We start from the raw sequence: 22,522 nt of genomic DNA on the forward strand, positions 1-22,522 counted from the left end.
GGCACCCTGGGCGTGATGATCAGTTTTCTGCGTGGCCGGGCAGTAGAATCGCGCCGATACCGGGAGCATCGACGGAAGGTGAAAGCAGCGCAATCGAAAGCGGCTCAACTACACCTGCGGAACCGCTTTCGATGCTTATACGGTAATCTGCGCAGATTACTGCGCCATCGCGCCCGAAGCCGGATGCCCCATGCCCATTGCGTCGTTCTTTTTCATCTTGTCGTCCTTCTTCATTGCATCCTTCTTCATAGAATCTTTCGACATGGCATCCTTGGACATGGTGTCCTTCGCCATCGAGTCGTGGGCCATTGCGTCACTTGCCTGGGCGAATGCCATGGAGCCGCTCAGGGCCAACGTTGCTGCGAGTGCTGCAGTGATGAAAAGTTTCATATCAACCTCTTGCTGGAGTGAAAGTTTCCGGTCGTGCCGGGGTGAATCGAAGTACCTGACGCCGCGATATTTCTCCGTCATTCGTGACGTCAGGAACCTCCGAACCAGTTGTAGCCCTGATCGACCCAATAGCCGCCAGGGAATTTATTCGTGACGAAAATCTCCATGATGTGCTTCGGATTTTTATAGCCCAATTTCGTAGGCATCCTTAGTTTCATCGGATAACCATATTTTGGCGGCAATTGCTGGCCGTCGAAGGTGAACGCCAGCAGCGTCTGCGAATGCAAGGCAGTCGGCATGTCGATGCTTTCGTAGTAATCGTCCGCGCACTTGAAACCAACATATTTCGCCGTTGTGTCCGCCCCCACCTGCTTCAGGAACTCCGAGAACGGCGTGCCACCCCAGCGTCCGATCGCACTCCACCCTTCCACGCAGATATGGCGCGTGATCTGCTCGGCTTTCGGCAACGCGTAAAGCTCAGGCAAGGTCCACGTTTTCGTGTTCTGCACCAACCCGCTTACTTTCAGGCGAAAGTCGGAACCATTCACGACAGGAGCGTCGTCAATGCCGTAGAACGCGTTGAATGGAAACGGCCGCGTGATCTGCGCTTCCGTGTAAGTCGGCGCGAGACGATTCGGATCGAAGAGCCAGCCTTGCACGGTGTCGTTCAGGCGAGAGACACGGCTAAGGAAGGTCTCAACGGATTTGTCGTCTGAGATACTGCAACCGGCCAGCATCGCGAGACCGCCGAGCGTCACAATGCGTTTGCCGAAGAGGCGGCGCGACGGCATGTCGAGTTCACGCCGAACGTCGATAATCAGCGACTCGCGGTCTACGCTCACGCGATTTGGCTTCATAGGTACCATGATCGAGATTCCTCGCGTCCTTAAAATTATCTTTTAGCCGGCGGGTGCGCGCAGCTGAATTAGTGGCTGGCTAAGTCGCCGAATTAGTGGCTAACTTAGCGACCGCGAATCATCGTAAGCAGTGAGCGCGGTACCAGTGAAACCATCACCAGATGCACGACAACGAATGCCGCCAGCAACGACATGGCCGAGAAGTGCACCACACGCGCAAAGTCATAACCGCCCATCAGTTCGCGCAGCAGCGGAAACTGCACCGACTTCCAGATTGCGAGTCCAGACAGGACAAGCACCGCAATATCGACCATCACGAACAGGTACGCGAACTTCTGCACTGCGTTGTACTTGCTCGGGTCGGCATGCGATAAATGCCCCTTGAGTGCCTCGCCCAGGTCATGCAAAATTGCACGCGGCCACAGCGGAAAAAACTTGCCCTTGATGCGCCCCGTGACAATGTTCATCGCGAGATAAAAGAGGCCGTTGAAGAACAGCAGCCACATTGCCGCGAAGTGCCATTGCAGCGCGCCGCCAAGCCAACCGCCCAGCGTGATACCCGGCGGAATCATAAAACCCTTGAACACCGGTGATGCATCGTAGATGCGCCATCCCGACAGCATCATCAGGATCACGGCAAGTGCGTTGAGCCAGTGCGTGATGCGTACCCATGCAGGCTGGAGGGTCCGCAAGGGAGTGCTTACGCGGCTCGCTTCATGTGTTGCGTTCATCCGGGCCTCCATGACTCGCTTCTGTGGGCGGCGCACAAACCGCCGCCAAAAACATGTTGTGCAACTCGCCTTGTGGATCCGCTCCTTTATCGTCTGCACGAAACCTTCGGAAGCTGATCGTTCGTTGTTAGTTAATTCGCTTCGATTGCCTGGCGGGTTACATCGCCCAACGAAATTTTTTAAGCACGCGAAAGCGGTCATGCAATGCGCATATGTGAGTGAGTTCGTTGGGGAAGGCGGATGGGTTACAGCGAGATGTTTTTTTACTACAGACGCTCAGGCGCAGCGAACAAGCGACCCTTGGGAAAGGTCAGCGGGATGATGAATCGCTATGCCAGGTCGGCGGTTCAGTTATCCGGCAAAAGTCCGGCCATCGAGCGACGCGAGTACCGGTCGCAAGAGTCCCTCCAGCAACGCCGGTTCCGGCCGGGCACGTGCCAGCACTCGAATGCCGAGCAGGACCGCCAGCAAAAGGCGCGCGAAGTCTTCAGCAGGCTGCGCGGATGAGATCTCGCCGGTTTGCTGACCTGCGGCCACGCATCGGCCGAAATAGGCCTCAAGCTTTACTAGCACGCCGGCCACGACCCGCTGGAACTCTGGATCATGCGGGGCCATTTCCAGCGCCGAGTTCACCAGCATGCACCCTTTGCGATCCTTGTCACTCAGCGAGCGGTGGACGATCTCATCGAAGAACGCCTTGATCGATTGAAGCGGCGACTGCGTCCCTTCGAAACGCCGGACACGGTCGTCCACGCTTCGCGACACATAGTGAGCCAGCGCCTGTCCATAGAGCGAGTGTTTGTCACCAAACGCGTTGTAGAGGCTCGCGCCCGTGATACCCATGCTGTCCGCGAGTTCGCGAACCGAGGTGGCTTCGTAGCCCCGGTTCCAGAAACACAGGACCGCGGCGTCGAGCACTGCGGCTTCGTCGAACTCTCTTGGCCGTGGCATCCAGTCCATTACTCCATTGAACGAGGCGATATTGCCATTCCGTTTTCGTTACGATATTCTAAATCGATTGATCTAAAACATAAATCACAACACGTCTTGCAGTAAACACAGCCGCTGCGCGAGTCTTACAGATGCATTTCGAAGCTGAACGTCGGCGTGTCCAAATGGCCGCACCGTTCTCGCCATGTCCGTAACGGTCGAGACTTTCTGCGCATGACGGCATGGCGAGGACGCTGCCGTGCGCTCCTGGCGAGCCGCAGCGGCCCATCTCAACACCCAAGGACAACATGATCCGTTTTTACTTTCACCCGACGCCGAATCCCGCCAAGGTCGCGCTCTTTCTCGAAGAGGCGGGGCTCGAGTACGAAGTGTTTCCCGTCGACACCAGCAAGGGCGAGCAACATCTGCCGGCATTCAGGAGTATCAATCCGAACGGCAAGGTCCCGGCCATCATCGATACGGACGGCCCCGGCGGAGCCGAAGCAAGGGTATTCGACTCCAGCGCCATCCTGCTCTACCTCGCCGACAAGACGCAGCGTTTCGCGGGTAAGCCCTCGGACCGTCCCGAATTGCTCTCATGGCTGTTCTTTATCAGCTCCGGACTCGGCCCCTTCTCCGGCCAGGCGGTGCACTTCCAGCACGCCGCGCCCGAGAAGATTCCGTATGCGATCAACCGGTACCGGCGGGAGATCGAGCGGCACTATCGCGTGCTTGACGAGCACTTGTCTGGCCGCGAGTACATCGTCGGAGACGAGTATTCGATCGTTGATATGTCCGCGTGGGGATGGCTGGAGCGCGCGTCGCGGGTGTTGGCCACCGACGCGCCGCTTGCCGCATTCCCGGATCTGCACCGCTTCTTCGACACCATCAGTGCGCGTCCCGCCGTCGCCCGGGCGCGGGCGGTGGGCCACGACCTTACTTTCAAGCGCGAGGTTGACGAAGAGACACGGCGCGCGATGTTTCCATCGAATTATCCCGAGATCACCCGTTAAGCAACGGCCCACCTGGGACCGAAGGCCTTCGCCCTCGGCGCGCGATCGACAGAAGCAAGCCGATCCGGCACAATCCGCCCGCTTTGTTGGCTGCTGCTTCGTCTGCTGCTAATACTGCGGCATAGGTGCGCGACGTTTGCGTGCTTGGACCTGTCGTCCGTAGCCGCCGTAAAGCATTGGCCTGCAGTGTGCCTAAAGCCGATCCCGACATAAAATCGCGGTAATCTTCGGCGTCAGAACCTGAAGCGACGAGCCTCGCGCACGGCAGGACCCGCGTTGCCGCGTCACGAAAATACCTGCTATAGATGGCCGCCACGAACGGTGTCCATTCCCGGCGCTGGGAGCGTCGACATCCGTCGGCAAGCCCACCGCAATTTATTTGAAGCGCGCTGTAACCCGATTCCGCGATGAAGCGAATAATACAAAGTGGTTCTGTGCCTGGTGTCGAAGAACGGTTGAGGGCCCTGTTCATCCGCGGCCTGAATGGCGACGCTGTCGCCTATCGGACGTTCCTCGACGACTTGACGGGGCATCTGCGCGGCTTCTTGAGAAAGCGCATTTTTTACCTGCAGGACGACATCGAGGATGTCGTGCAGGAGATCCTGCTGGCCGTGCACAACAGCCGCCACACCTATCGCCCGGACGAACCGTTGACTGCCTGGGTGCATGGGATCGCACGCTATAAGCTGATGGATTTTTTCCGCGCAAGATCGCGGCGTGAAGCATTGAACGATCCGCTGGACGACGCGCTGGAGATTTTCGCGACCTCGGACGAAGAACCCGCCGATGCCAAACGCGATGTCGGCAAGCTGCTTGAACAATTGCCGGACCGTCATCGGCTGCCGATTGTTCACGTGAAGCTACAAGGGCTCTCCGTGACAGAAACCGCCGCGCTCACGGGAATGTCGGAGTCGGCGGTCAAAGTGGGCATTCACCGCGGACTGAAAGCGTTGGCAGCAAAGATTCGAGGCACCGCATGAAAACCGAGGACCTGATTTCGCTTCTATCGACTGGCGTTATGCCGGTCGACCCACGCGTGTCCGCGCGCCGCTTCGGGCGTGCAATCGTATTGGGTGGGCTCGGCGCGCTCGTCCTGATGGCGGTGATTTTCGGCGTACGGCCGGACATCGCCACAATCTCGCGCACGCCGATCTTCTGGGCCAAATTCGCGTTCCCGACAACGCTTGCGGCAACCGCATTGTTCCTTGTAGTGAGGCTGTCGCGACCCGGGACGACCATCGGCAAGTTCTGGGCAATGCCTGCGGTGCCCGTGCTCGTTGTGTGGAGCGCGGCCGTGGCGGTCTTGTGTCTCGCCTCACCCGACGCACGCATGCCGCTTGTCATGGGCTACACGTGGCGTACCTGCCCATTCAATATCCTGTTGTTGTCGGTGCCGGCGTTCGTCGCCGTATTCTGGGCAATCCGCGGACTCGCGCCAACCCGGCTCAGGCTCGCTGGCGGGGCGGGCGGCATGCTCGCGGGAACCCTCGCGACGATGGCCTATTGCTTCCACTGCCCCGAGATGAGCGTCGCGTTCTGGGCTGTCTGGTACCTGCTCGGCATGACGCTTGCCACGCTGATTGGCGCATTGCTTGGGCCGCGTTTCTTGCGCTGGTAAGTGAGGCTGAGAATAAGAATTAACGTGCGGGCGTAACCCGGCCACTCCTCGAAACGAATAGAAATCATGCGCTAGCGCATGACGCTGCTTAACTGCTGGCAGCGCTGTCGTTTCTTATAGCGGAGTGGTCATGAAAACCAGCGAGTTCGTATCGATGCTTGCAACAGGCATCGTCCCGACCCATCCGCATGTCATCGCGCGACGTTTCACAACGGCACTGTTCTTCGGATTGACCGGCGCTACCTGCATGGTGGTCGCCATCTACGGCGTGCGTGGCGACATGCCGCAAATGCTGATCACCCCCCTCTTCTGGTTGAAGGTTGCGTTTCCTCTCGCGATCGTAGGCGCATCGCTTTTCGTCGCGATGCGGCTGTCACGACCAGGCGCGGACACGGCAATGGCCTGGGTCTCGCTCGCCATTCCACTCGTGCTCGTCTGGCTGACGGCGCTGGTCGTGATTATTGCCGCTCCGCCCACGCTGCGGCTTCAGCTTGTACTTGGGAAGACCTGGCAAGTCTGCACGGTGAATATCGTGATCTTGTCAGCACCCACGTTTGTCGCCGTGTTCTGGGCCATGAAAGGGCTGGCACCGACCCGGCCGGTCATCGCGGGCGCGGCAGCCGGCCTGCTAAGCGGCGCGCAGGCGGTGCTGGTCTACACGCTCTACTGCGTGGAGATGACCGTGCCGTTCTGGGGCGTGTGGTATGTGCTGGGCATGGCGGTCCCGACGGTGCTCGGTGGTTTGCTTGGGCCTAGGGTGCTTCGATGGTGAACCGCAAAGCGAGGGCCTCATGGACGCAATTCAGGCCGTCGCTTCAACGGCGACGCGTCCCCGTATCCAGCCGATCAACCCGCACTGGCGGCACGAACCACGCAAGACAAAGTCCCGCTATCGCCGCCGCAGCAGCCAGCCCAAGTCCCACGTGTATCGATTCGATCAACGCACCGCGGGCTGACTGCATCATCGCGTCGCCTGCATGACCCGCCATGATCAGCCGACCGATCAGCGCCGCCTGTTCCGCGCGATCGATCAGTAACTCCGGGCTTGCGAACGACTTGAACCACTGCGTCGCCTGATACGTATCGAGCGACCGATGCACGCCACTCGTATAGAGGCGGCCGAGCAACGCGCCCGTCATAGCCGTGCCAAGCATGCCGCCGAACATCCGCAGCGATTGAAGCAGCGCCGTCGCGGCACCAAGATGGTCGCGAGCTACGAGTTGCTGCGAAAAGAGCGTGAGGTTCGACGCGACCAGACCCAGCCCGACACCGCTGAAGCCCATGCAAGCCATCCACACAAAATGAGGCACGGTGCCCGTGATCGCGACAAGACAAAGCGCGGCGCACGCGAACAGCGCAAAGCCGATATACATCACACCGTTCGCATGCCTGATGCGCGTGACGATCCTGTTGTTCACCACACTGCCCACGGTCGTACCCAGCAGCAGCGGCGTGATCAGCATGCCCGAGTCATGCGGCGACATCGCAAAGCCGCCTTGAAACAGCAAGGGCACGTAGAAGACCAGCGAGAAGAGCGAGAAACCGCCGAGTACGGACATCGCGAATAGCGCCGCCAACTTTCGGTCCAGCAGCATGTCGACGGGAACGATCGGGTAAGTCATGCGCTTTTCCCAGAGCAGCAGCACCGCTGCGCCGGCTATGGTGAGGAACGCGAGCACACAGGTCACGGGCGTGATGCCGTCATTCGGAACCCATTCGATCAGCAGTTGCAGCACGCCAAATGTTGACGCAAGTACCAGCGCTCCGACCCAATCCAGCTTCACCGGCGCGGCTGAACGCGGCCGCCGGAGGTGCGGCAGGAAAGCGCGCACGAACAACAACGAGACGATGCCCACCGGCAGATTGACAAAAAACACGAGCCGCCATCCGCCGTACTGGGTCAGCACGCCCCCTAGCGTCGGGCCCACGATATTCGCCAATGCAAACGCCGAACTGACAAACACCAGCCAGCGCAGGCGAAGCTTCGGATCGGGAAAAAGATCAGCGACAGTGGCGAACATCGTACCCACCAGGATGCCGCCGCCGATCCCTTGCAAGCCTCGCGCGATCACGAGGAAGAGCATATTGGCAGCCATGCCGCACATGACCGACGCGATGGTGAAGAGAATGATCGCCGCCATTAGAAACGGCTTGCGGCCGAACAAGTCGCCTAAGCGCCCGAAGATCGGGATCGTGATGACCGACGTCAGCATGTACGACGTCGCTACCCACGCATACAGATCGAAGCCCTTGAGATCAGCCACGATACGCGGCAGCGCTGTCCCGACAATCGTCTGATCGAGGGCGACCAGCATCGCTACAAACGATACCCCAAGCATCGCCAGCACCGACTCGCGGAACGGCAGCAACTGCCCGGCTTCAATAGGTACGGCGATGTCCGGGGTCATGGCGTTCTCCTGATGCTGTCGGGAACTGCGGCTGGTGGGTAGCTTGGTGCCTGCGCCTGCGCTGTGTCAGCGTGCCTGACGGGGTGCGCGTGCGCAAGTTAAGTCATGACGCGATTGATAGTGAGTGGTCACGTTGGTAGTTCGGCGCAGCTTCCGATGCGGTTACACGCGTGAGCCGAGACTCAAGAGCATCTTCCGTGCGCTGGCCCGACACGCTTGGCGCTTGGTTTATCCCAGATGACTCTCCTCACCGCAGTGTTATATGCGTTCCATACGCGTTTGCGGATGCCTCATGGCAATTTCACGCTAGCTGTAACCGGTTTTTACGGATCGCCGAAATAACTATCAGGCTACGCGACTTCTTGATCAGGCATTCCCCAGCCTGACTTGGATCCACAGATGTTCGACACCCCTGTCGATGACGCTCCGTGACCACGGGCATTGCCAGGCCACTTCCCGGTCAACAGCACCGTTCCCATTACCTTCGGAGTCCGTCATGCGTGCTTCATCGATTCTGTCCCTTGCCGCGCTGCTCGTTTCCTTCTCCGCCGCCACTGCCAGCGCCGCCTCCACTAACGCATGCAGCGCATCGAGCCCCGAGCATCGCGCCGCACTCGTCGAACTCTATACAAGCGAGGGCTGCAACAGTTGCCCGCCTGCCGATAACTGGTTGAGCGAACTTGACCATGCCCGCAAGACCAGCACCATCGTGCCGCTGGCACTGCATGTGGACTACTGGGATAGCTGGGCGTGGAAGGATCGGTTTGCGCAAGCTGCGTTCACCACGCGACAGCAACAACTGACCTACACGGGGGGCGGGCACGTGGTGTACACGCCGGAGATTTTCGTAGGCGGTCGCGAGTTGCGCAGTTGGTCGAGCGACGCGAGCTTCGAGTCCCGCATTCAGCAGTTGAATAGCGAAGCCCCACTCGCCGATATCCACATTGACGGTCATCCTTCCGCGCCCGGACATGTCGCCTTCGACGCTGCATTCACCGCTCGCAAGAACCTTCCCGACGACGCTGTAGCGTACGCCGCCGTGTATGAGAACCAGCTCGTCAGTGCGGTGAAAGGCGGCGAGAACAGTGGCGTCACGCTGCATCATGACCGCGTGGTGCGTCGCTGGATCGGGCCGGTCCGGATAGTCGACGGACACGCATTGATCACCGGCGATTACGTGTCGGCGGATGGACATGACGGCGTGGTGGCGTTCGTCGAGCGCGGAGCGACGGGGGAAGTGCTGCAAGTGGCAGAACTGCCCTCGTGCGGCAGCTAACGATCCACCACGAATGCCAATAGCGACCCAATAGGCAACCCTGGCCGCGGTTTATTCCGCGTTTTGAGCGTCGTGATCCCACGCAGGAAAGGGGTCCGCGAATCGCTGCCACGCTTGCGGACCTTGCGCCATTTCCACGTCGTTGAGTAGGCACGCATCGAGGCGCGCGTAAGGTCATCTCGTCCATATCGATGCCGATCAACACCAACTCCTGCCGCGCGTCGCCGACCTGAGGATCCCAGTCGCCATCAATCGATTTCAGCAATTCGGCATCTTCCGGCCAGTAGGCTTTCGGTACGGCTGCCCACCACAGCCCCATCCCGCCGTGCCGGCATACCCCGCCCGCCTGCGACCACGACCCTACGTAGGTTGGCCGGCTGGCGAGCCAGAAGAATCCTTTGGAGCGCACCACGCCCGGCCAGTTGCTCGTGATCAGTTGCCAGAAACGCTCGGGATGAAACGGCCGGCGCGCGCGATAAACGAAATGCGTGATGCCGTATTCCTCGGTCTCGGGCGTGTGCTCGCCACGCAATTCCTTGAGCCAGCCGGGCGCTTTGGACGCTTCATCGAAGTCAAACAGACGGGTATCGAGCACCTTGTCCAGCCTGAGCTTGCCAAACTCCGCGGTCTCGATCCGTGCCCGGGGATTCAGCCCCTTCAGGATTGTCATCAGGCGTCTGCGATCGGCGTCGCCGACCAGGTCCACCTTGTTCAAAACGATCACATCGCAGAATTCCACCTGCTCGACCAGCAGGTCGACGACAGTGCGCGTATCTTCCTCGCCCATCGATTCGCCCCGCGTTTGCAGGCTGTCCGCCGAGCTATAGTCCTTGAGGAAATTGAATGCGTCCACCACGGTTACCATGGTGTCCAGACGCGCGACCTCGGACTGGCTTTGGCCTTGCTCGTCGGCGAACGTAAAGGTTTCGGCCACCGGCAGCGGCTCCGAAACCCCGGTCGATTCAATCACTAGATAGTCAAAGCGCCCTTCCTTCGCAAGCCGCTTCACCTCGAGTAAAAGGTCTTCGCGCAGCGTGCAGCAAATGCAGCCGTTGCTCATCTCGACCAGCTTTTCGTCCGTGCGCGCCAGTTCAGCGCCGCCATCGCGAACCAGCGCAGCGTCGATATTGACCTCGCTCATGTCGTTGACGATCACCGCCACTCGCCTGCCCTCTCGATTGTTCAGGATGTGGTTGAGCAACGTGGTCTTTCCTGCGCCCAGGAAGCCCGACAAAACAGTTACCGACAGCTTGTCCATTATTTCCTTCCAAAAAGTTCTCGCATAATTGGTTTTGAATGTTATAACATTGCATTTGCAACGTGCAAAACTTTTTATCCCTCTGGCGTTCCGCGGCCCCACCTCGGCCGCGCTACTTGATATGCCCGCAACCGGCGCCTGCCTGCTATCGATTAGGACTACGTTCTTTACTAATTAAAGTCAATCCTCGGGGACCGTACGACGTCACCAGGCGGCGCGCATCCAACACAACCCATTCAGAAAAATAATCGATGAAAAATCGTACGCTCATCGCCCACGCGGCCTTATTGCTGTTCGCTCAGATCGCCACCTGGGAGGCTTATGCCGCAGGTTCGGACGGCGCCGTATCAGGCTCCGTCATCGATGGTTCCGGCAAGCCCGTCGCCCATGCCAGCGTGGCCTTGCAAGACGCCAGCGGTGCGTCCGTCGGCGCCACGAGCACAGACACCGCGGGACATTTCACGGTCGGTCATGTCGCGCCGGGAACCTATGCAGTCGTCGTAGCGGCGCCGGGCTACGCCAGCGGCAGCAGCATCGCAACGGCGAGCGGCGGCACGCAGACGTCCGTGTCGGTGGCACTGAACAAAAGCGACGCGATTGACGTGCAGGTCAATGCGAAGCGACTCGATCGCGCGCGCAACGGCCTGCTGCCTGAAACGGGCAGCAGCGTGTATCGCTTCAGCCAGGCGGATATCGATACCCTTCCCGCCGGCCAGGACACGCCGCTCAATCAGGTGTTGCTGCAAGCGCCCGGCGTGGCGAGCGACTCGTATGGTCAGTTGCACGTACGCGGGGACCACGCGAACCTGCAATACCGTATCAACGGCATCATCATTCCAGAGCCGATCAGCGGATTCGGCCAGTCGCTGGATACGCGCGTTATCGATCAACTCAACCTGTTGACCGGCGCGTTGCCTGCTCAATACGGCGACCGCACCGCAGGTATCGTCGATATTCATACGAAGAACGGCGACCAGGGTAACGGCGGTTCTGTCGATGTCTTCGGCGGCAGTCACCAGACCATCAAGACCAGCGCCGACGTCTTCGGCAGCCAGGGACCGTTCAGCTACTATTTCAGCGGCTCGCTGGGCGAGAACAATCTGGGCATCGAAAATCCGACATCGAGCGCCAGCCCGCTTCACGATCACACCCGCCAGGGCGATGCGTTTGGCTTGATGTCCTACATCATCAATCCGCTCACGCGCGTGAGCCTGATGTTCGGCACGACCAGCAACCAGTTTCAGATTCCCAATACACCCGGCTTGCCGACCGCTTTCACCTTGAACGGCAACACCACGTTCGATTCAAGCACCCTCAACGAAACACAATCCGAACTCAACCAGTTCGCGGTCGTCGCGCTGCAAGGGACCAACGGCGGCGCGCTGGACTATCAGGTCGCGCTTTTTACACGCTACTCGCGCACGCAATTCAATCCTGACCCGGTGGGCGACCTGCTGTTCAACGGCGTGGCGGCAAGCGATTTCCACAGCGACAGCGCCAACGGTGTGCAAGCGGATACGACCTACCGGCTCAACGAAAAACACACGCTTCGCGCGGGCATTTCGTTCCAGCAGGAGCATGCGATCTTCAACAACAACTTAAGCGTTTTTCCCGCCGATGCCGACGGCAACCGGCTCTCCGATCAGCCCTTCAACGTGCCTGACTCGAGCAGCAAGACGGGGTATCTTTATAGCGCGTACGTTCAGGACGAGTGGAAACTGACCGATAAACTCACGATCAACTACGGTCTGCGCTACGACAAGATGGACGAGTACGTCAGCGCGAGTCAGCTAAGTCCGCGTGTGGGTCTCGTTTATGCATTGACGCCTTCAACAACGGTTCACGCCGGATATTCCCGTTACTTCACGCCGCCTGCGTTCGAGCTTGTTTCGGGCGAAGATATTGCGCACTTCGTGGGCACCACCGCCCAGACATCGAACCAGAACGATCCGGTGCAACCAGAACGCAGCCATTATTTCGATCTCGGTATCACGCAGCGGTTGAGTTCGACTATCACGGTAGGCGTCGACGCGTACTACAAGAAATCGACGAACCTGCTTGACGAGGGCCAGTTCGGCACCGCGTTGATTTTCACGCCGTTCAACTATCAATATGGCCGTGTCTATGGTGTCGAATTAACCAGCAACTATAAACAGGGCAATGTGTCGGCCTACATGAACGTCGCGTTCAGCCGCGCACAGGGAAAGGACATCGACTCGGCGCAATTCAATTTCGATGCCGCCGAACTCGCTTACATCAGCAATCACTGGGTCTACCTCGATCACGACCAGCGCGTGACTGCCTCGTTCGGCGGCGCGTACCAGTTGGGCAAGACCACTTTCACCTTCGACGGCATTGTGGGCAGCGGATTGCGCAGCGGCTTCGCGAACACCGACCACCTGCCTTTCTACACGCAGGCGAATCTGGGCGTGATCCATCACTTCAATTTCAACGAACCGCTGATCGACAAGTTCGACGCGCGCCTGCTGCTCATCAACGCGTTCAACCGCGTCTACGAGCTGCGCGATGGATCAGGCATTGGCGTGGGTGCACCGCAGTATGGCCCGCACATTGCCATGTACGCAGGCGTCACGAAGAATTTTTAATCAATCGGATAACTTAACGAAAAGGCTTCGATCATGCAGGATTGGGCAGGTATGACTGCCGCAGCGCGAGTAGGTGGCTGGGTGGTGTACCCGCTCACGCTGCTCGCCGTGCTGGCGATCGCTATCGTAATCGATCGCGCGTACGTGTTCGTGCGATTTGCAAGCCAACCCGGAACCGGCACCAATGCACTGCCGGCACAGAATGCGTTCAGCCGCCTTTATGCAGCGGTGACAGCGCCAGCCGGAACACCACTATGGCTGGTCGAAGAACGTGCTCAATCGGTCGCAACGAGGATCGAACGGGACATGAGCCGCGGCTTCTGGGTGTTGGAGACTATCGTGACGGCTGCGCCCTTGCTCGGGCTGCTGGGGACCATTGTCGGAATGATGCATTCGTTCCAGCTATTCGGTGGCAACAGCCTGGTTAATCCTGGCGGTGTCACCGGTGGCGTGGCGCAATCGCTGGTGGCGACAGCTATTGGATTGGTCGTCGCGTTGTTCGCGCTTTTCGCCTTCAATTATTTCTCGCGACGCCTTGAACGTCTGATCGATGACCTCGAAGTGCACGCCAACGAGCGCCTCAGCGAGATTCGGCTCAAGGCCGAAAGCGCCGGACCGATGGCCGGAGACACGCGATGAAGTTCCGGCGCTCGCGGGCATCGAAGCGTGGGCGCATCGAGATCATTCCGATGATCGACGTGATGTTCTTTCTGCTCGCGACCTTCATGCTGGCATCGCTGGCCATGCAACGTCTGGATGCCGTCAAGGTCGATTTGCCGTCCGGACAGGCACAGCGGATGTCCGAAGATCAGCCTTTGACACTGGCGATCGATCGATCGAACACGGTCTTTCTAAATCGTCAGCCCGTTCGCCTGGATGAGGTGGAAGCCCGCGTCCGGCGGCTTCTCAAACCGGACCGGAACGTGATCATCGCCGCGGACGACGCCGCGGCGCAAGGAGCCGTCGTTCAGGCCATGCTCGCCGCACGTCGCGCGGGTGCGGAGCATTTCCTGATTGCCATACATCGTGAGTAGGGAGAAAGGGAGCCGGGCAGGTTTGATGGGTGCGCCACGAATCAGATTTAGCGTGGCCCTTCTGATTGCGTTTGTGCTTTGGGCCGTTCTGCTGACCCAGTTCGTGGACCCGCTCTTACGGCCTCTGCCGAGTGCCGTCCCGGTGCAAGCGACTGTGGAAATGCGTCTTGTCGAATTGGCCACGCCCCCCGCGAATGCGCGTGCTGCTGCCCCTTGGGCACCCCCTGCGGCAGTCACGCCGCAACTGCACGCCCGACGGGATCCAACGCCGGCCCGAGTGGCGAAACCGCATGAAATCCAGCATCCAACCCCGAACCGCGTAGTTGCGAAAACGGACCAACCGGCACCGCCAGCGTCGCCGGAGGCGAGCCCCGCAGCAACATCCACAGCCGCTGTGACAACGTCGTCTTCTACGTCAACAAGCAATACTGAGGCCCCTTCAGCGCGCTCCGACGCACGCGTCATCAGTCAGCTGATGCCTTCTCTCCCCGACGATCTTCGCGAGGACTCCTATCAGGCGATCGCCGTCGCGCGTTTCGATATTCACGCGGATGGGACGATTGAAGTAGAACTTTCGAAGCCGACGCAAAACCCTCGCCTGAATGCTTTACTACTTGAAACGCTGAGCAAATGGCGATTTTTCCCCGCGATGCAAGGTGGACATCCCGTGGAGAGTCATCAGGACGTGCGCGTGCATTTCAACGTGAGTTAAACCCCTGTCCTTGGCGCGAGCAGCGAAGGCAATGCTCTTTCTCGCGTTTTATCCTGGCGACGGCACTCTAGATGGGTAAGCGGCCCATCACGCTCCGGCGGTTGACGCCCATACTTTTAACTCACGTGGACCTGGACGATCGCTTCAATCGACCACCCTGACCATCCCCGAAGCGAGATCGTAGATCGCTCCGATCACTTGCACCTTGCCCGCCCTCACATACTCTCCGATCAGCGGCTTCGAGACCCTCAACCGGTTGACGTTCAGCCGCACATTTTCGATCGTGGCGTCCGCCACCAGATCGCCATGTCCATGCGTCTTGGCGATCTCGACGGCCGGCGTGATCGCCCTGACCAGTTCGGGCAAATGCCCCGGCAAGACGGCACCTTCACGGATCACCTTGACTGCGGCGGAGACCGCGCCGCAATGTGTATGTCCAAGCACCACGATCAACGGTACACCCAAGAACTTCACCCCGTATTCCAGGCTGGCGAGTCCATCGTCGTTGACGAAATTACCCGCGACCCTTACGACGAAAAGATCGCCCGGACCTTGATCGAACGCCAACTCAGGTGAAACCCTTGAATCCGCGCAACCGAGAATCGCCGCAATGGGATATTGCGCCGTCACTCGTGCCGCCCGGCCAGCGGAATAGTCCTTGTTTGCAGGGACATTATCAACATATCGCTCGTTGCCCTGCAGCAGGCGTGCAAGTGCATCCGAGGGTGCAATCGCGTTGGGACCAGGCCCCGCTGAAGGTTGATCGGCGCGTGCATCATGCAACGAAAATGCAGCAAGGACCGCGGATGCCGCGCCGGCAAAAAGAGCGCGCCGGCGCGACAAGGAACACATCGAATGAACGCACATGGAAAACTCCTCCAGAGGAATAAACGCCACACCCATCACGGGACGCAGATGCGCGTCCGACGCTCCTGGACAGTGCGTCAACCGCGCGCGGGAGAACGTGTTTTTCGCCCGGTTACACGATAGTCGTCGCTGCGCCAATCACGATTGCTGAGCCCAAAACTTCGACTAGCTCAGCGCATGCCGGCGACCGGCACCACGGCGACGGGTTGTGCGTAGCTTACGTTCGCCACAGGCACGGCAGCGTAGCCGCCCTGCACTGGCACATAAACCACTGGCTTCGGCGCCGGCATGCGGACCGCAACAACAGGAGCCGCGGGCACCACCGCGACGTACCTCCGCTGAACCGGGACGCTGTAGTAAACAGGCCGCGGCGGCGGTACATAAACCACAGCCGGTCCGGCGTATACAACGAATGTCCGTGCTTCAGCGCCGGCGCAGAGCATGAAACCAAGAGCAGTGGCGGCGGATGCACTGATAAGACGAATATTCATGTGAATTCCCTTCAATTCGATCGGCAGGTCTCGTCTTCGCTTTGGAAGCCGTTCCGCCGGGCAATTCGCATTGCTTCAGAGCCTTGCGAATCTGTTGAAGCGCTCGTAGCGCCGACCACCGAAAGATACGCAAACCGCGGTTGAAAACCACGTCAAAACATATTTCATTCGATGTCACGGTCATCCGTGCTCACACGTCAGGGCACGCAATTTTTGTAGGGAGTAGATGCTTAGTTATCGGCACGATGCATGACATGTGGTGACATGATTCGTAGCCGGTTTGTCATTCATTTTCGGGTGCTGGCCGATAAGCTTCGGTCTGCCATTGGTCTTGGCCGCTCCTGACGGCCAAACGCAAACACCCGCAACCAATGGCAAACGAACCCTTCATTCACTGGAAGTCACTGGAGAACCCCATGAAAAACACGCTTACCATCCTTGTCCTGTCCATCGCCGCCTCCTTCGCCAGCACAGGCGCCATGGCGCAAACCGCGCCGCAAGCCACGGTCAGCCCGCAACGCATGGAGCGTGCGATGCAGCAACTGCAGGCGCGCTTTGCTGCCGCCAACACCACGCACGACGGCAAGCTGACCCAGGCGCAAGCAGCGCAAGGCATGCCGATGGTCGCGCAGAACTTCGACCAGATCGACACGCAAAAAGCTGGCTACATCACGCTGCCGCAAATCGAGCAATTCATGCAGCAGCGCGCGACATCGCACTGACGGTGACGCGACAGCAGTGGAAGCTTTTTGTTCTGTGCGTACTGGACTATTGTCTTTGAATTGAGGTCCGCGTTGTCCTCTTCTCGCAGCCAGCGCGGCGCTCATTGTGCCGCTCGCCGGTTGCGTGACAGTCGGCCCTGCTTCAACTAGCTGGCCACGCGCGTGGAGAACCCGCAGTTTGAAAACCTGCCGTCCCAAGCACTGCTACAGCGGCTTGCCGAACGTCACGAAGCACATCCGTCCGACGCATCGAAGGAGGCATGAATGGAGAGTCAGCCGAAGATCATCGTTCTCGACGACGAAGCCGAGTTGCGCAACATGCTGCAGCGTTTCCTGAGCAGTCACGGGTTCGAAGTCCGCGTGGTCGCCGACAGCAAGCGACTTGATCGCTATCTGCAGCGCGAGCCTTTCGATCTGCTGATTCTCGACCTGATGATGGATCAGGAGGATGGGCTATCGGTGTGCCGGCGCTTGCGTGCCGAAGGCCAGACACTGCCCATTCTCATCCTCACCGCCAAGGGCGATCCCGTCGACAAGGTCATTGGTCTCGAAACCGGCGCCGACGACTACCTCGCCAAACCGTTCCTGCCGCGTGAACTCGTCGCACGCGTTCGCGCGCTGCTCAGACGCCAGAAGATCGCTGCGGGCGAACCTGTACTCAGGTCGCAGACCGTGCGTTTCGGCGACTATTGCCTCGATCTCGGCAAACAGCGCCTCTACAGGTGCGGCGAGTTGTTCGAGATTCATTCGACCCAGATGCTGCTATTGAATGCTCTGGGTGCTTCACCGAACCGGCCCGTTAGCCGTGACAATCTGATCGCCCGCTCACGCGGACGCGACCACGATGCGCTTGATCGCAGTATCGACGTGCAGGTACTACGGCTGAGACAAATCGTGGAAGCCGATCCGTCGAAACCGCGCTTCGTCAAGACGGTGTGGGGCGTGGGCTACATGCTGGTCGCGGAAGTCGAACCATGAGACCTCGCATGAGCCGACGCATGAGCCCTCGCATAAGCCCTCGAATGGGCTCAGTCACGCTGCCGCGCTCGTTGTTCGCACGCAATATCGCGCTGCTCGTGGCACTGGTCATTGTCAGCCAGATCAGCTCGTTAAGCGTACTAATGCACTTTGTTCAGAGACCACGGATCGAACGCGCCGCCGAGACTTTCGCGATCTACGTGCAAACGCTCGATGACCTGCTGAAGACCGTCGCGCCTGACGCACAGAGCGCACTCGCGGTTCGCTTCGAAGCCAGCCGGCAATTCCCCGCCGGCGCCGCCTCCGAACCTTCGCTGACATGGCGCAATTTTTATCGGACTTATCAGCGCGATGTTTTTATCGATACCTTACGCCAGCATTTGCCCGCGGGCATGGAGGTTCAATGGCAGACGCAAGGCGAGCAACGGCTTTGGATTCGCGCGCATCTTGGTCACGAACCTAGCTGGATCGCCCTGCCCGTTCCTGAAGCCGCTCACAACGACGGCATGCTCTCCGCTGTCGCGCTGTCGCTCGCGCTTGGCGGGCTTGCCATCGTCACCGCCTACCTGATCCAGCGCCATATCAACCGGCCCTTGCGCGATCTCGCCAACGCAGCGCACCGCTTGAGCTCCGGCGACGCGCCACAAGCACTGCGTGTCGATGGAACGACCGAGATCGCGCAAGTCAGCGTCGCATTCAACCAGATGGTCCACGCTTTGCAGGAAGCCGATGCGACCCGTTCGCTGATGCTCGCCGGTATCTCGCACGATATCCGCACGCCGTTGACGAAGCTGCGCCTGGCCGTGGCAATGACCACACCATCGGAAGAACATGATGAACTCGCGCTATCGACGGATCATTATCTCGATCAGATCGACGCCATTCTCCAGCAGTTCATGGACTATGCTGGTAGCGGCACGCGTGAAGCGGCCGAGGTCGGTGACCTGAATGCGCTGGTGACTAGCCTTGCCGCCGACTTCGCCGGTCTTGGTCACGTGTTCGAGCTGACTCTGGGCGAGCTGCAACCATTCGCGTTCCGTCCTATCAGCGTCATGCGCGTTCTGATGAACCTGATGCAGAACGCGGTGCTGTACGGCCGCGTGGGGTTGTCGGCGCGTACCTGGGAAGACGATGCCAGTCACACCGCGTACGTGGAGATCGCCGATCGTGGCAACGGCGTGAATGCTGGGGATCTCGATGCATTGAAAGCGCCGTTCAAACGCGGGCGTTCGACGGGCGCGCATCCGGGAGGGACGGGGTTGGGTCTGGCTATCGTCGAAAGGATCGCGAAGCTGCATGGCGGTGAACTTCAGCTGCTGCAGCGTGAAGGCGGCGGGTTTGCAGCTATCGTCTCCTTGACAACGAGGCCAGGGAATCAGCGCTCGCAAGAAGAACGCGGCGCGGCTCAAGAGCCCTCGCAAGTAAAACGTTGAGCGCACATTGAACACTTGTTGCGCGTACTATTTCCGTCCCAGCGCGGCTGAAATGATCGCGCTGCGCAACACTTTGCCGACAAAGACAAGACGAAGATGGAGTTGGAGATGGAGACGGCCTTGACTACCCCTCACAATCTGATCGATACAACCATTGCCCGCGAAGGCACAACCTACGTACTGGTTCACGGCGCCTGGCATGGTGGATGGTGCTGGAAGACCGTCGCCCAAATCTTGCGCGCTCATGGGCATCAGGTCTTTACCCCTACGCTCAGCGGCCTGGGCGAACGTGCACATCTGCTCTCGAAGGCTATTGATCTCAGTGTCTTCATCCAGGACGTCGTCAATGTCCTCGAGTACGAAGACCTGACCGACGTCGTCTTGGTCGGCCACAGTTTTGGCGGACTGCCGATCACCGGTGCGGCAGATCGCGCGCCCCGGCGCATCCGCCAGCTTGTCTTTCTTGACGCCGTCGTGCTCGAGCACGGACAGACGGCGTTCTCCCGGCTTGCGCCCGAGATCGTGGCAGGACGCATCGCGCAGTCGAACGAGACCAGCGGCGGCCTCTCCATACCCGTGCCGCCCGCGAGCGCGTTCGGGGTGTTCGAGCCATCCCAGGTGGCGCTGCTTGAACGCAACTGTACGCCGCATCCGCTGAAGACCTTTGTTGACCCCATGATGCTCAACGGACCCGTGGGCGGTACGATCCCGAAGGTGTACATCCAGTGTGTCGATCCGGTGTACGAGCCGTTGCAAGCCAGCCGCGACTTCGTGCGTGCTCAAGAAGACTGGGCGTGGGACGAAGTAGAAACCGGACACGACGCAATGATCAGCGCGCCCGAAGCGCTTGCTGCCAAATTGCTCCGGTACGCGTCGTAGTCAGGCGGATCTGGCTATCGCCGCACGAATTGCGCGGCAGTGCCGCACAAGCTCAGGCTGCGTCAAAACGAACTGCTTGAGCGGCGTGTCTATATCGTAGAAAAAGATGTTCGCCACGAAGCCATAAACGCTGGCGTCGATACCTGCCGGCTGCGCGCCGAACAGGAATTCACTATCCCCAAGCAGATTCGATATCACCTGCAAATCGGCGATCCCTCGCGCATAGACCTCGCCGGTTTCAAAGCGACCGATGCCTTGATATCGATACCGCTCGAAGTTGTATTGTCTTGCCGCGTCGAGGCTATCTGGGGTAATGCCAGGATGTGCCGCCAGGAACGCGTCCTTGAAGACCGGCCAGAAACGCGGATCGCTCCAGCGTGAATACGACATGACCCAATACAGATCGTCGAGCGCCCGCCCGATCAAAAAGCTCAGGTCATGCTGGATGCGTGTCAGCGCATCGTCAATAGCGAGGCCGTACTGCCGCTTCAGATAAGCGATGATCGCGTCGCTATCGCCAATCGATTCCTGGCCGTCGGTCACGTACGGAAGCTGTCCGCGGGGTGCAGATTTTGTATCGAGGATATGCCGATGCTCGAAAGGCAAACCGCAGAGCTTGAGGAATGCGAATACCTTCAGACCATACGGATTGTTGTCTTCGAGACCGTACAGTTCCGGGTATGAAAAGAGAGTGATCATGCAACGCTCCCTGAAGAGGGTGCCGCGTGGCGGGCGTGGACATAGCCGCCCTTAGTTTATTCCAGCCTGCGTGGCGAGCAAACGGAAGCGCTCATGCGGGCGGACAGGAGAAAGCGGCAAAAACCCGCGCGACGATCGCCAGCGCCTGTTGCTTCAACTCCTCCTCCGACGACCCCGCTCCATCCAGGAGCAGCGCAGCCTCGCAGATCATTGAACCGATCATTCTTGCCACCAGGTACGGGTTCTCACAATCAAGACGTCCCACCTTCCTGAGCTCCGTCACCGCGGCTATCAGCAGCCCGTATGGGTAAGCCTCGCTGATCTCACGGCAGCGGCGCTCACCGAGAACGGCGGGCGCGTCCTGGATCACCAGCCGCCGGTACGCGGGTTCCATACAACTATCGAGAAAAGCGGCCGCTCCCGCCATCACTCGCGCTTCGACGTTCGGCTCGGCCACCGCATGGGCCCGGATCTGCTGCGCTGCAGCCGCCTGCAACGACACGACCAGCGCTTCGAACAACGCTTGTTTGTCCTCGAAGTGATGATAGAAGGCGCCGCGTGTCACGCGCGCAATCTCGGCAATCTCGCCGACATTCGCTTGGGCAAAACCCTGGGTCGTGAAGATCGTACGAGCGGCCGCGAGTAACGCCGAACGGGTCTGATCGGCGTACTCCTCGCGGCGTGTCTTGATGGGCGTGGGCAGGTTCATCGTTTTAGTGTACCCGGCGTCTTTTGAATTCTCATGGTATGTTACATACACGGTGTATGTGAAATGGGACCGCACTGGGCGTGTCCCCGCAGCGCCGACATGGAGAAACTCATGACAGAAGCAATCCGCGTTGATGCCGCCGCGCGTTATGTGCCGCCTACGTCCGAGCAACTGGCCGCCGCGCGAGATATTGTTGGACGATTCGCTGAACACTGGGATCACCCGCGAGCCGACGATCTGCGCGAACTGATGCATCCCGATACTCAAAATCTGATCCCGCCGATGAAGACGCCGGGTAATCGGGAGGATGTAGTCGAGCTCTTCCGGCAGGTGCTGCAGCAGTTACCCGATTTAAGAATCGCCGTTGAGCGATGGGCGCCCACGGAGAATGCCGTGATGATCGAATGGCGAGCAAGCGCGAGCGTTGCTGGTCAACCGCTTAGCTGGACAGGGGTGGATCGCTTTTGCCTACAGGGCGACCGCATGATCGAAGGACGCGTGTATTGGGACACGCGCGAACTTGCGGAACGGATCGCGGCGACTGTGGGGCAAGCTTGAAAGGCGCATCCATCCGGCGCGCCGATACTTCGTTCGGTCATCGCCTATACCGCCCTGATTCACCAGGCCGAGTGGGCGGCAAGGCTTCATAGGTGCGTTCGAACCGTTCACGCGAAGCGGGCCAACGCTCGCCCTTTACTCCAGTGATAAGGGCATCGCCGGCGTTATATCCCACTTCGCCTTCAAGGGTTGCCGGTACTCCGGGCGCTTGTGCGATTTCAACTTCAACCGGATCACGCCGTTTGGCATAACGGTCCGTCACGGGTCGATTGCTTTGATCCATCATTGCCTTCCGCTAGGATGCCCAACACACAGGTCGTGGCATAGGCGCTTGCGACGAAGCATCGGAGGCG

24 protein-coding genes and 1 pseudogene are annotated in these 22,522 nt (G+C 59.6%); 14 read left to right on the plus strand and 11 right to left on the minus strand.

What is annotated here, in order from left to right:
• Nucleotides 1-156: 156 nt before the first annotated feature.
• The 4 genes from BSU04_RS06540 to BSU04_RS06555 all read right to left on the minus strand — a co-directional run bounded on the left by BSU04_RS06540 (nt 157) and on the right by BSU04_RS06555 (nt 2,929).
• The gene (locus BSU04_RS06540; protein ID WP_089159888.1) at nt 157-390 is read right to left on the minus strand and encodes a pentapeptide MXKDX repeat protein; all 234 of its coding nucleotides are present in this window, start codon (nt 388-390) and stop codon (nt 157-159) included.
• A gap of 89 nt (nt 391-479) precedes the next feature.
• Nucleotides 480-1,256 (minus strand): molybdopterin-dependent oxidoreductase, encoded by a 777-nt coding sequence (locus BSU04_RS06545; protein WP_373452802.1) that lies wholly within the window; start codon nt 1,254-1,256, stop codon nt 480-482.
• A gap of 95 nt (nt 1,257-1,351) precedes the next feature.
• Entirely contained in the window at nt 1,352-1,978 is a 627-nt protein-coding gene (locus tag BSU04_RS06550) for a cytochrome b/b6 domain-containing protein (RefSeq protein WP_256982241.1), read from the minus strand.
• A 351-nt stretch (nt 1,979-2,329) separates the two neighbouring features.
• The gene (locus BSU04_RS06555; RefSeq protein WP_089159889.1) at nt 2,330-2,929 is read right to left on the minus strand and encodes a TetR/AcrR family transcriptional regulator; all 600 of its coding nucleotides are present in this window, start codon (nt 2,927-2,929) and stop codon (nt 2,330-2,332) included.
• A gap of 287 nt (nt 2,930-3,216) precedes the next feature.
• Here BSU04_RS06555 and BSU04_RS06560 point away from each other — a divergent pair, with 287 nt between their 5' ends.
• The 4 genes from BSU04_RS06560 (at nt 3,217) to BSU04_RS06575 (ending at nt 6,311) form a co-directional block, all read left to right on the plus strand.
• On the plus strand, nt 3,217-3,921 hold the full coding sequence (locus tag BSU04_RS06560; RefSeq protein WP_089159839.1) for a glutathione S-transferase family protein: 705 nt from the start codon (nt 3,217-3,219) through the stop codon (nt 3,919-3,921).
• Between the two features lie 407 nt (nt 3,922-4,328).
• Complete coding sequence (locus BSU04_RS06565) at nt 4,329-4,901, plus strand: sigma-70 family RNA polymerase sigma factor (protein ID WP_089159840.1); 573 nt, start codon at nt 4,329-4,331, stop codon at nt 4,899-4,901.
• Nucleotides 4,898-5,539 (plus strand): DUF1109 domain-containing protein, encoded by a 642-nt coding sequence (locus BSU04_RS06570; RefSeq protein WP_089159841.1) that lies wholly within the window; start codon nt 4,898-4,900, stop codon nt 5,537-5,539. The genes BSU04_RS06565 and BSU04_RS06570 overlap by 4 nt, the downstream gene beginning before the upstream one ends.
• 130 nt (nt 5,540-5,669) lie before the next feature.
• Nucleotides 5,670-6,311, plus strand: coding sequence for a DUF1109 domain-containing protein (locus BSU04_RS06575; protein WP_089159842.1), 642 nt, complete (start codon nt 5,670-5,672; stop codon nt 6,309-6,311).
• Nucleotides 6,312-6,354: 43 nt separating this feature from the next.
• Here the strand turns inward: BSU04_RS06575 and BSU04_RS06580 are convergent, their stop codons facing one another.
• Nucleotides 6,355-7,947 (minus strand): MFS transporter, encoded by a 1,593-nt coding sequence (locus tag BSU04_RS06580; RefSeq protein WP_089159843.1) that lies wholly within the window; start codon nt 7,945-7,947, stop codon nt 6,355-6,357.
• 496 nt (nt 7,948-8,443) lie between these two features.
• Between BSU04_RS06580 and BSU04_RS06585 the strand changes: the two genes are divergently transcribed.
• A complete protein-coding gene (locus tag BSU04_RS06585) occupies nt 8,444-9,223 on the plus strand; it encodes a DUF1223 domain-containing protein (RefSeq protein ID WP_179258224.1) in 780 nt (259 codons plus the stop codon).
• A gap of 51 nt (nt 9,224-9,274) precedes the next feature.
• Here the strand turns inward: BSU04_RS06585 and zigA are convergent.
• A pseudogene (gene zigA, locus BSU04_RS06590) lies at nt 9,275-10,481 on the minus strand (zinc metallochaperone GTPase ZigA).
• Nucleotides 10,482-10,732: 251 nt separating this feature from the next.
• On the opposite strand from zigA, the gene BSU04_RS06595 reads away from it, so the two are divergent.
• The 4 genes from BSU04_RS06595 to BSU04_RS06610 all read left to right on the plus strand — a co-directional run bounded on the left by BSU04_RS06595 (nt 10,733) and on the right by BSU04_RS06610 (nt 14,833).
• Nucleotides 10,733-13,087, plus strand: coding sequence for a TonB-dependent receptor (locus tag BSU04_RS06595; protein WP_089159845.1), 2,355 nt, complete (start codon nt 10,733-10,735; stop codon nt 13,085-13,087).
• 33 nt (nt 13,088-13,120) lie between these two features.
• Nucleotides 13,121-13,726 carry a MotA/TolQ/ExbB proton channel family protein gene (locus BSU04_RS06600; protein ID WP_089159846.1) on the plus strand — a complete coding sequence of 202 codons (606 nt, stop codon included), beginning with the start codon at nt 13,121-13,123 and terminating at the stop codon, nt 13,724-13,726.
• Nucleotides 13,723-14,121, plus strand: a complete 399-nt coding sequence (locus tag BSU04_RS06605) for an ExbD/TolR family protein (protein ID WP_089159847.1) — start codon at nt 13,723-13,725, stop codon at nt 14,119-14,121. The genes BSU04_RS06600 and BSU04_RS06605 overlap by 4 nt, the downstream gene beginning before the upstream one ends.
• 160 nt (nt 14,122-14,281) lie before the next feature.
• Complete coding sequence (locus tag BSU04_RS06610; protein WP_089159890.1) at nt 14,282-14,833, plus strand: TonB family protein; 552 nt, start codon at nt 14,282-14,284, stop codon at nt 14,831-14,833.
• Between the two features lie 144 nt (nt 14,834-14,977).
• Here BSU04_RS06610 and BSU04_RS06615 read toward each other — a convergent pair whose 3' ends face one another.
• Both BSU04_RS06615 and BSU04_RS06620 read right to left on the minus strand, forming a co-directional pair.
• Nucleotides 14,978-15,700 carry a carbonic anhydrase gene (locus BSU04_RS06615; protein ID WP_089159891.1) on the minus strand — a complete coding sequence of 241 codons (723 nt, stop codon included), beginning with the start codon at nt 15,698-15,700 and terminating at the stop codon, nt 14,978-14,980.
• 170 nt (nt 15,701-15,870) lie between these two features.
• Complete coding sequence (locus BSU04_RS06620) at nt 15,871-16,191, minus strand: hypothetical protein (RefSeq protein WP_089159848.1); 321 nt, start codon at nt 16,189-16,191, stop codon at nt 15,871-15,873.
• 416 nt (nt 16,192-16,607) lie between these two features.
• Here BSU04_RS06620 and BSU04_RS06625 point away from each other — a divergent pair, with 416 nt between their 5' ends.
• From BSU04_RS06625 to BSU04_RS06640, 4 genes are all read left to right on the plus strand, one after another.
• The gene (locus BSU04_RS06625) at nt 16,608-16,913 is read left to right on the plus strand and encodes a hypothetical protein (RefSeq protein ID WP_089159849.1); all 306 of its coding nucleotides are present in this window, start codon (nt 16,608-16,610) and stop codon (nt 16,911-16,913) included.
• A gap of 264 nt (nt 16,914-17,177) precedes the next feature.
• Nucleotides 17,178-17,891: a response regulator gene (locus tag BSU04_RS06630; protein WP_089159850.1), complete on the plus strand. Its 714-nt coding sequence runs from the start codon at nt 17,178-17,180 to the stop codon at nt 17,889-17,891.
• Between the two features lie 20 nt (nt 17,892-17,911).
• Entirely contained in the window at nt 17,912-19,324 is a 1,413-nt protein-coding gene (locus BSU04_RS06635; protein ID WP_256982246.1) for an ATP-binding protein, read from the plus strand.
• Between the two features lie 120 nt (nt 19,325-19,444).
• A complete protein-coding gene (locus BSU04_RS06640) occupies nt 19,445-20,203 on the plus strand; it encodes an alpha/beta fold hydrolase (RefSeq protein ID WP_256982247.1) in 759 nt (252 codons plus the stop codon).
• On the opposite strand, the gene BSU04_RS06645 is transcribed toward BSU04_RS06640, so the two are convergent.
• Nucleotides 20,204-20,902, minus strand: a complete 699-nt coding sequence (locus tag BSU04_RS06645; RefSeq protein WP_089159853.1) for a glutathione S-transferase C-terminal domain-containing protein — start codon at nt 20,900-20,902, stop codon at nt 20,204-20,206.
• A 91-nt stretch (nt 20,903-20,993) separates the two neighbouring features.
• Nucleotides 20,994-21,611: a TetR/AcrR family transcriptional regulator gene (locus BSU04_RS06650; RefSeq protein ID WP_179258225.1), complete on the minus strand. Its 618-nt coding sequence runs from the start codon at nt 21,609-21,611 to the stop codon at nt 20,994-20,996.
• A gap of 111 nt (nt 21,612-21,722) precedes the next feature.
• Here BSU04_RS06650 and BSU04_RS06655 point away from each other — a divergent pair, with 111 nt between their 5' ends.
• A complete protein-coding gene (locus BSU04_RS06655) occupies nt 21,723-22,169 on the plus strand; it encodes a nuclear transport factor 2 family protein (protein WP_179258226.1) in 447 nt (148 codons plus the stop codon).
• A gap of 37 nt (nt 22,170-22,206) precedes the next feature.
• Here the strand turns inward: BSU04_RS06655 and BSU04_RS48730 are convergent, their stop codons facing one another.
• Nucleotides 22,207-22,455, minus strand: a complete 249-nt coding sequence (locus BSU04_RS48730) for a PGDYG domain-containing protein (RefSeq protein WP_089159855.1) — start codon at nt 22,453-22,455, stop codon at nt 22,207-22,209.
• Nucleotides 22,456-22,522: the final 67 nt, after the last annotated feature.

The organism is Caballeronia sordidicola (genome assembly GCF_002220365.1).
GTDB classification, from domain to species: Bacteria; Pseudomonadota; Gammaproteobacteria; order Burkholderiales; family Burkholderiaceae; genus Caballeronia; species Caballeronia sordidicola_C.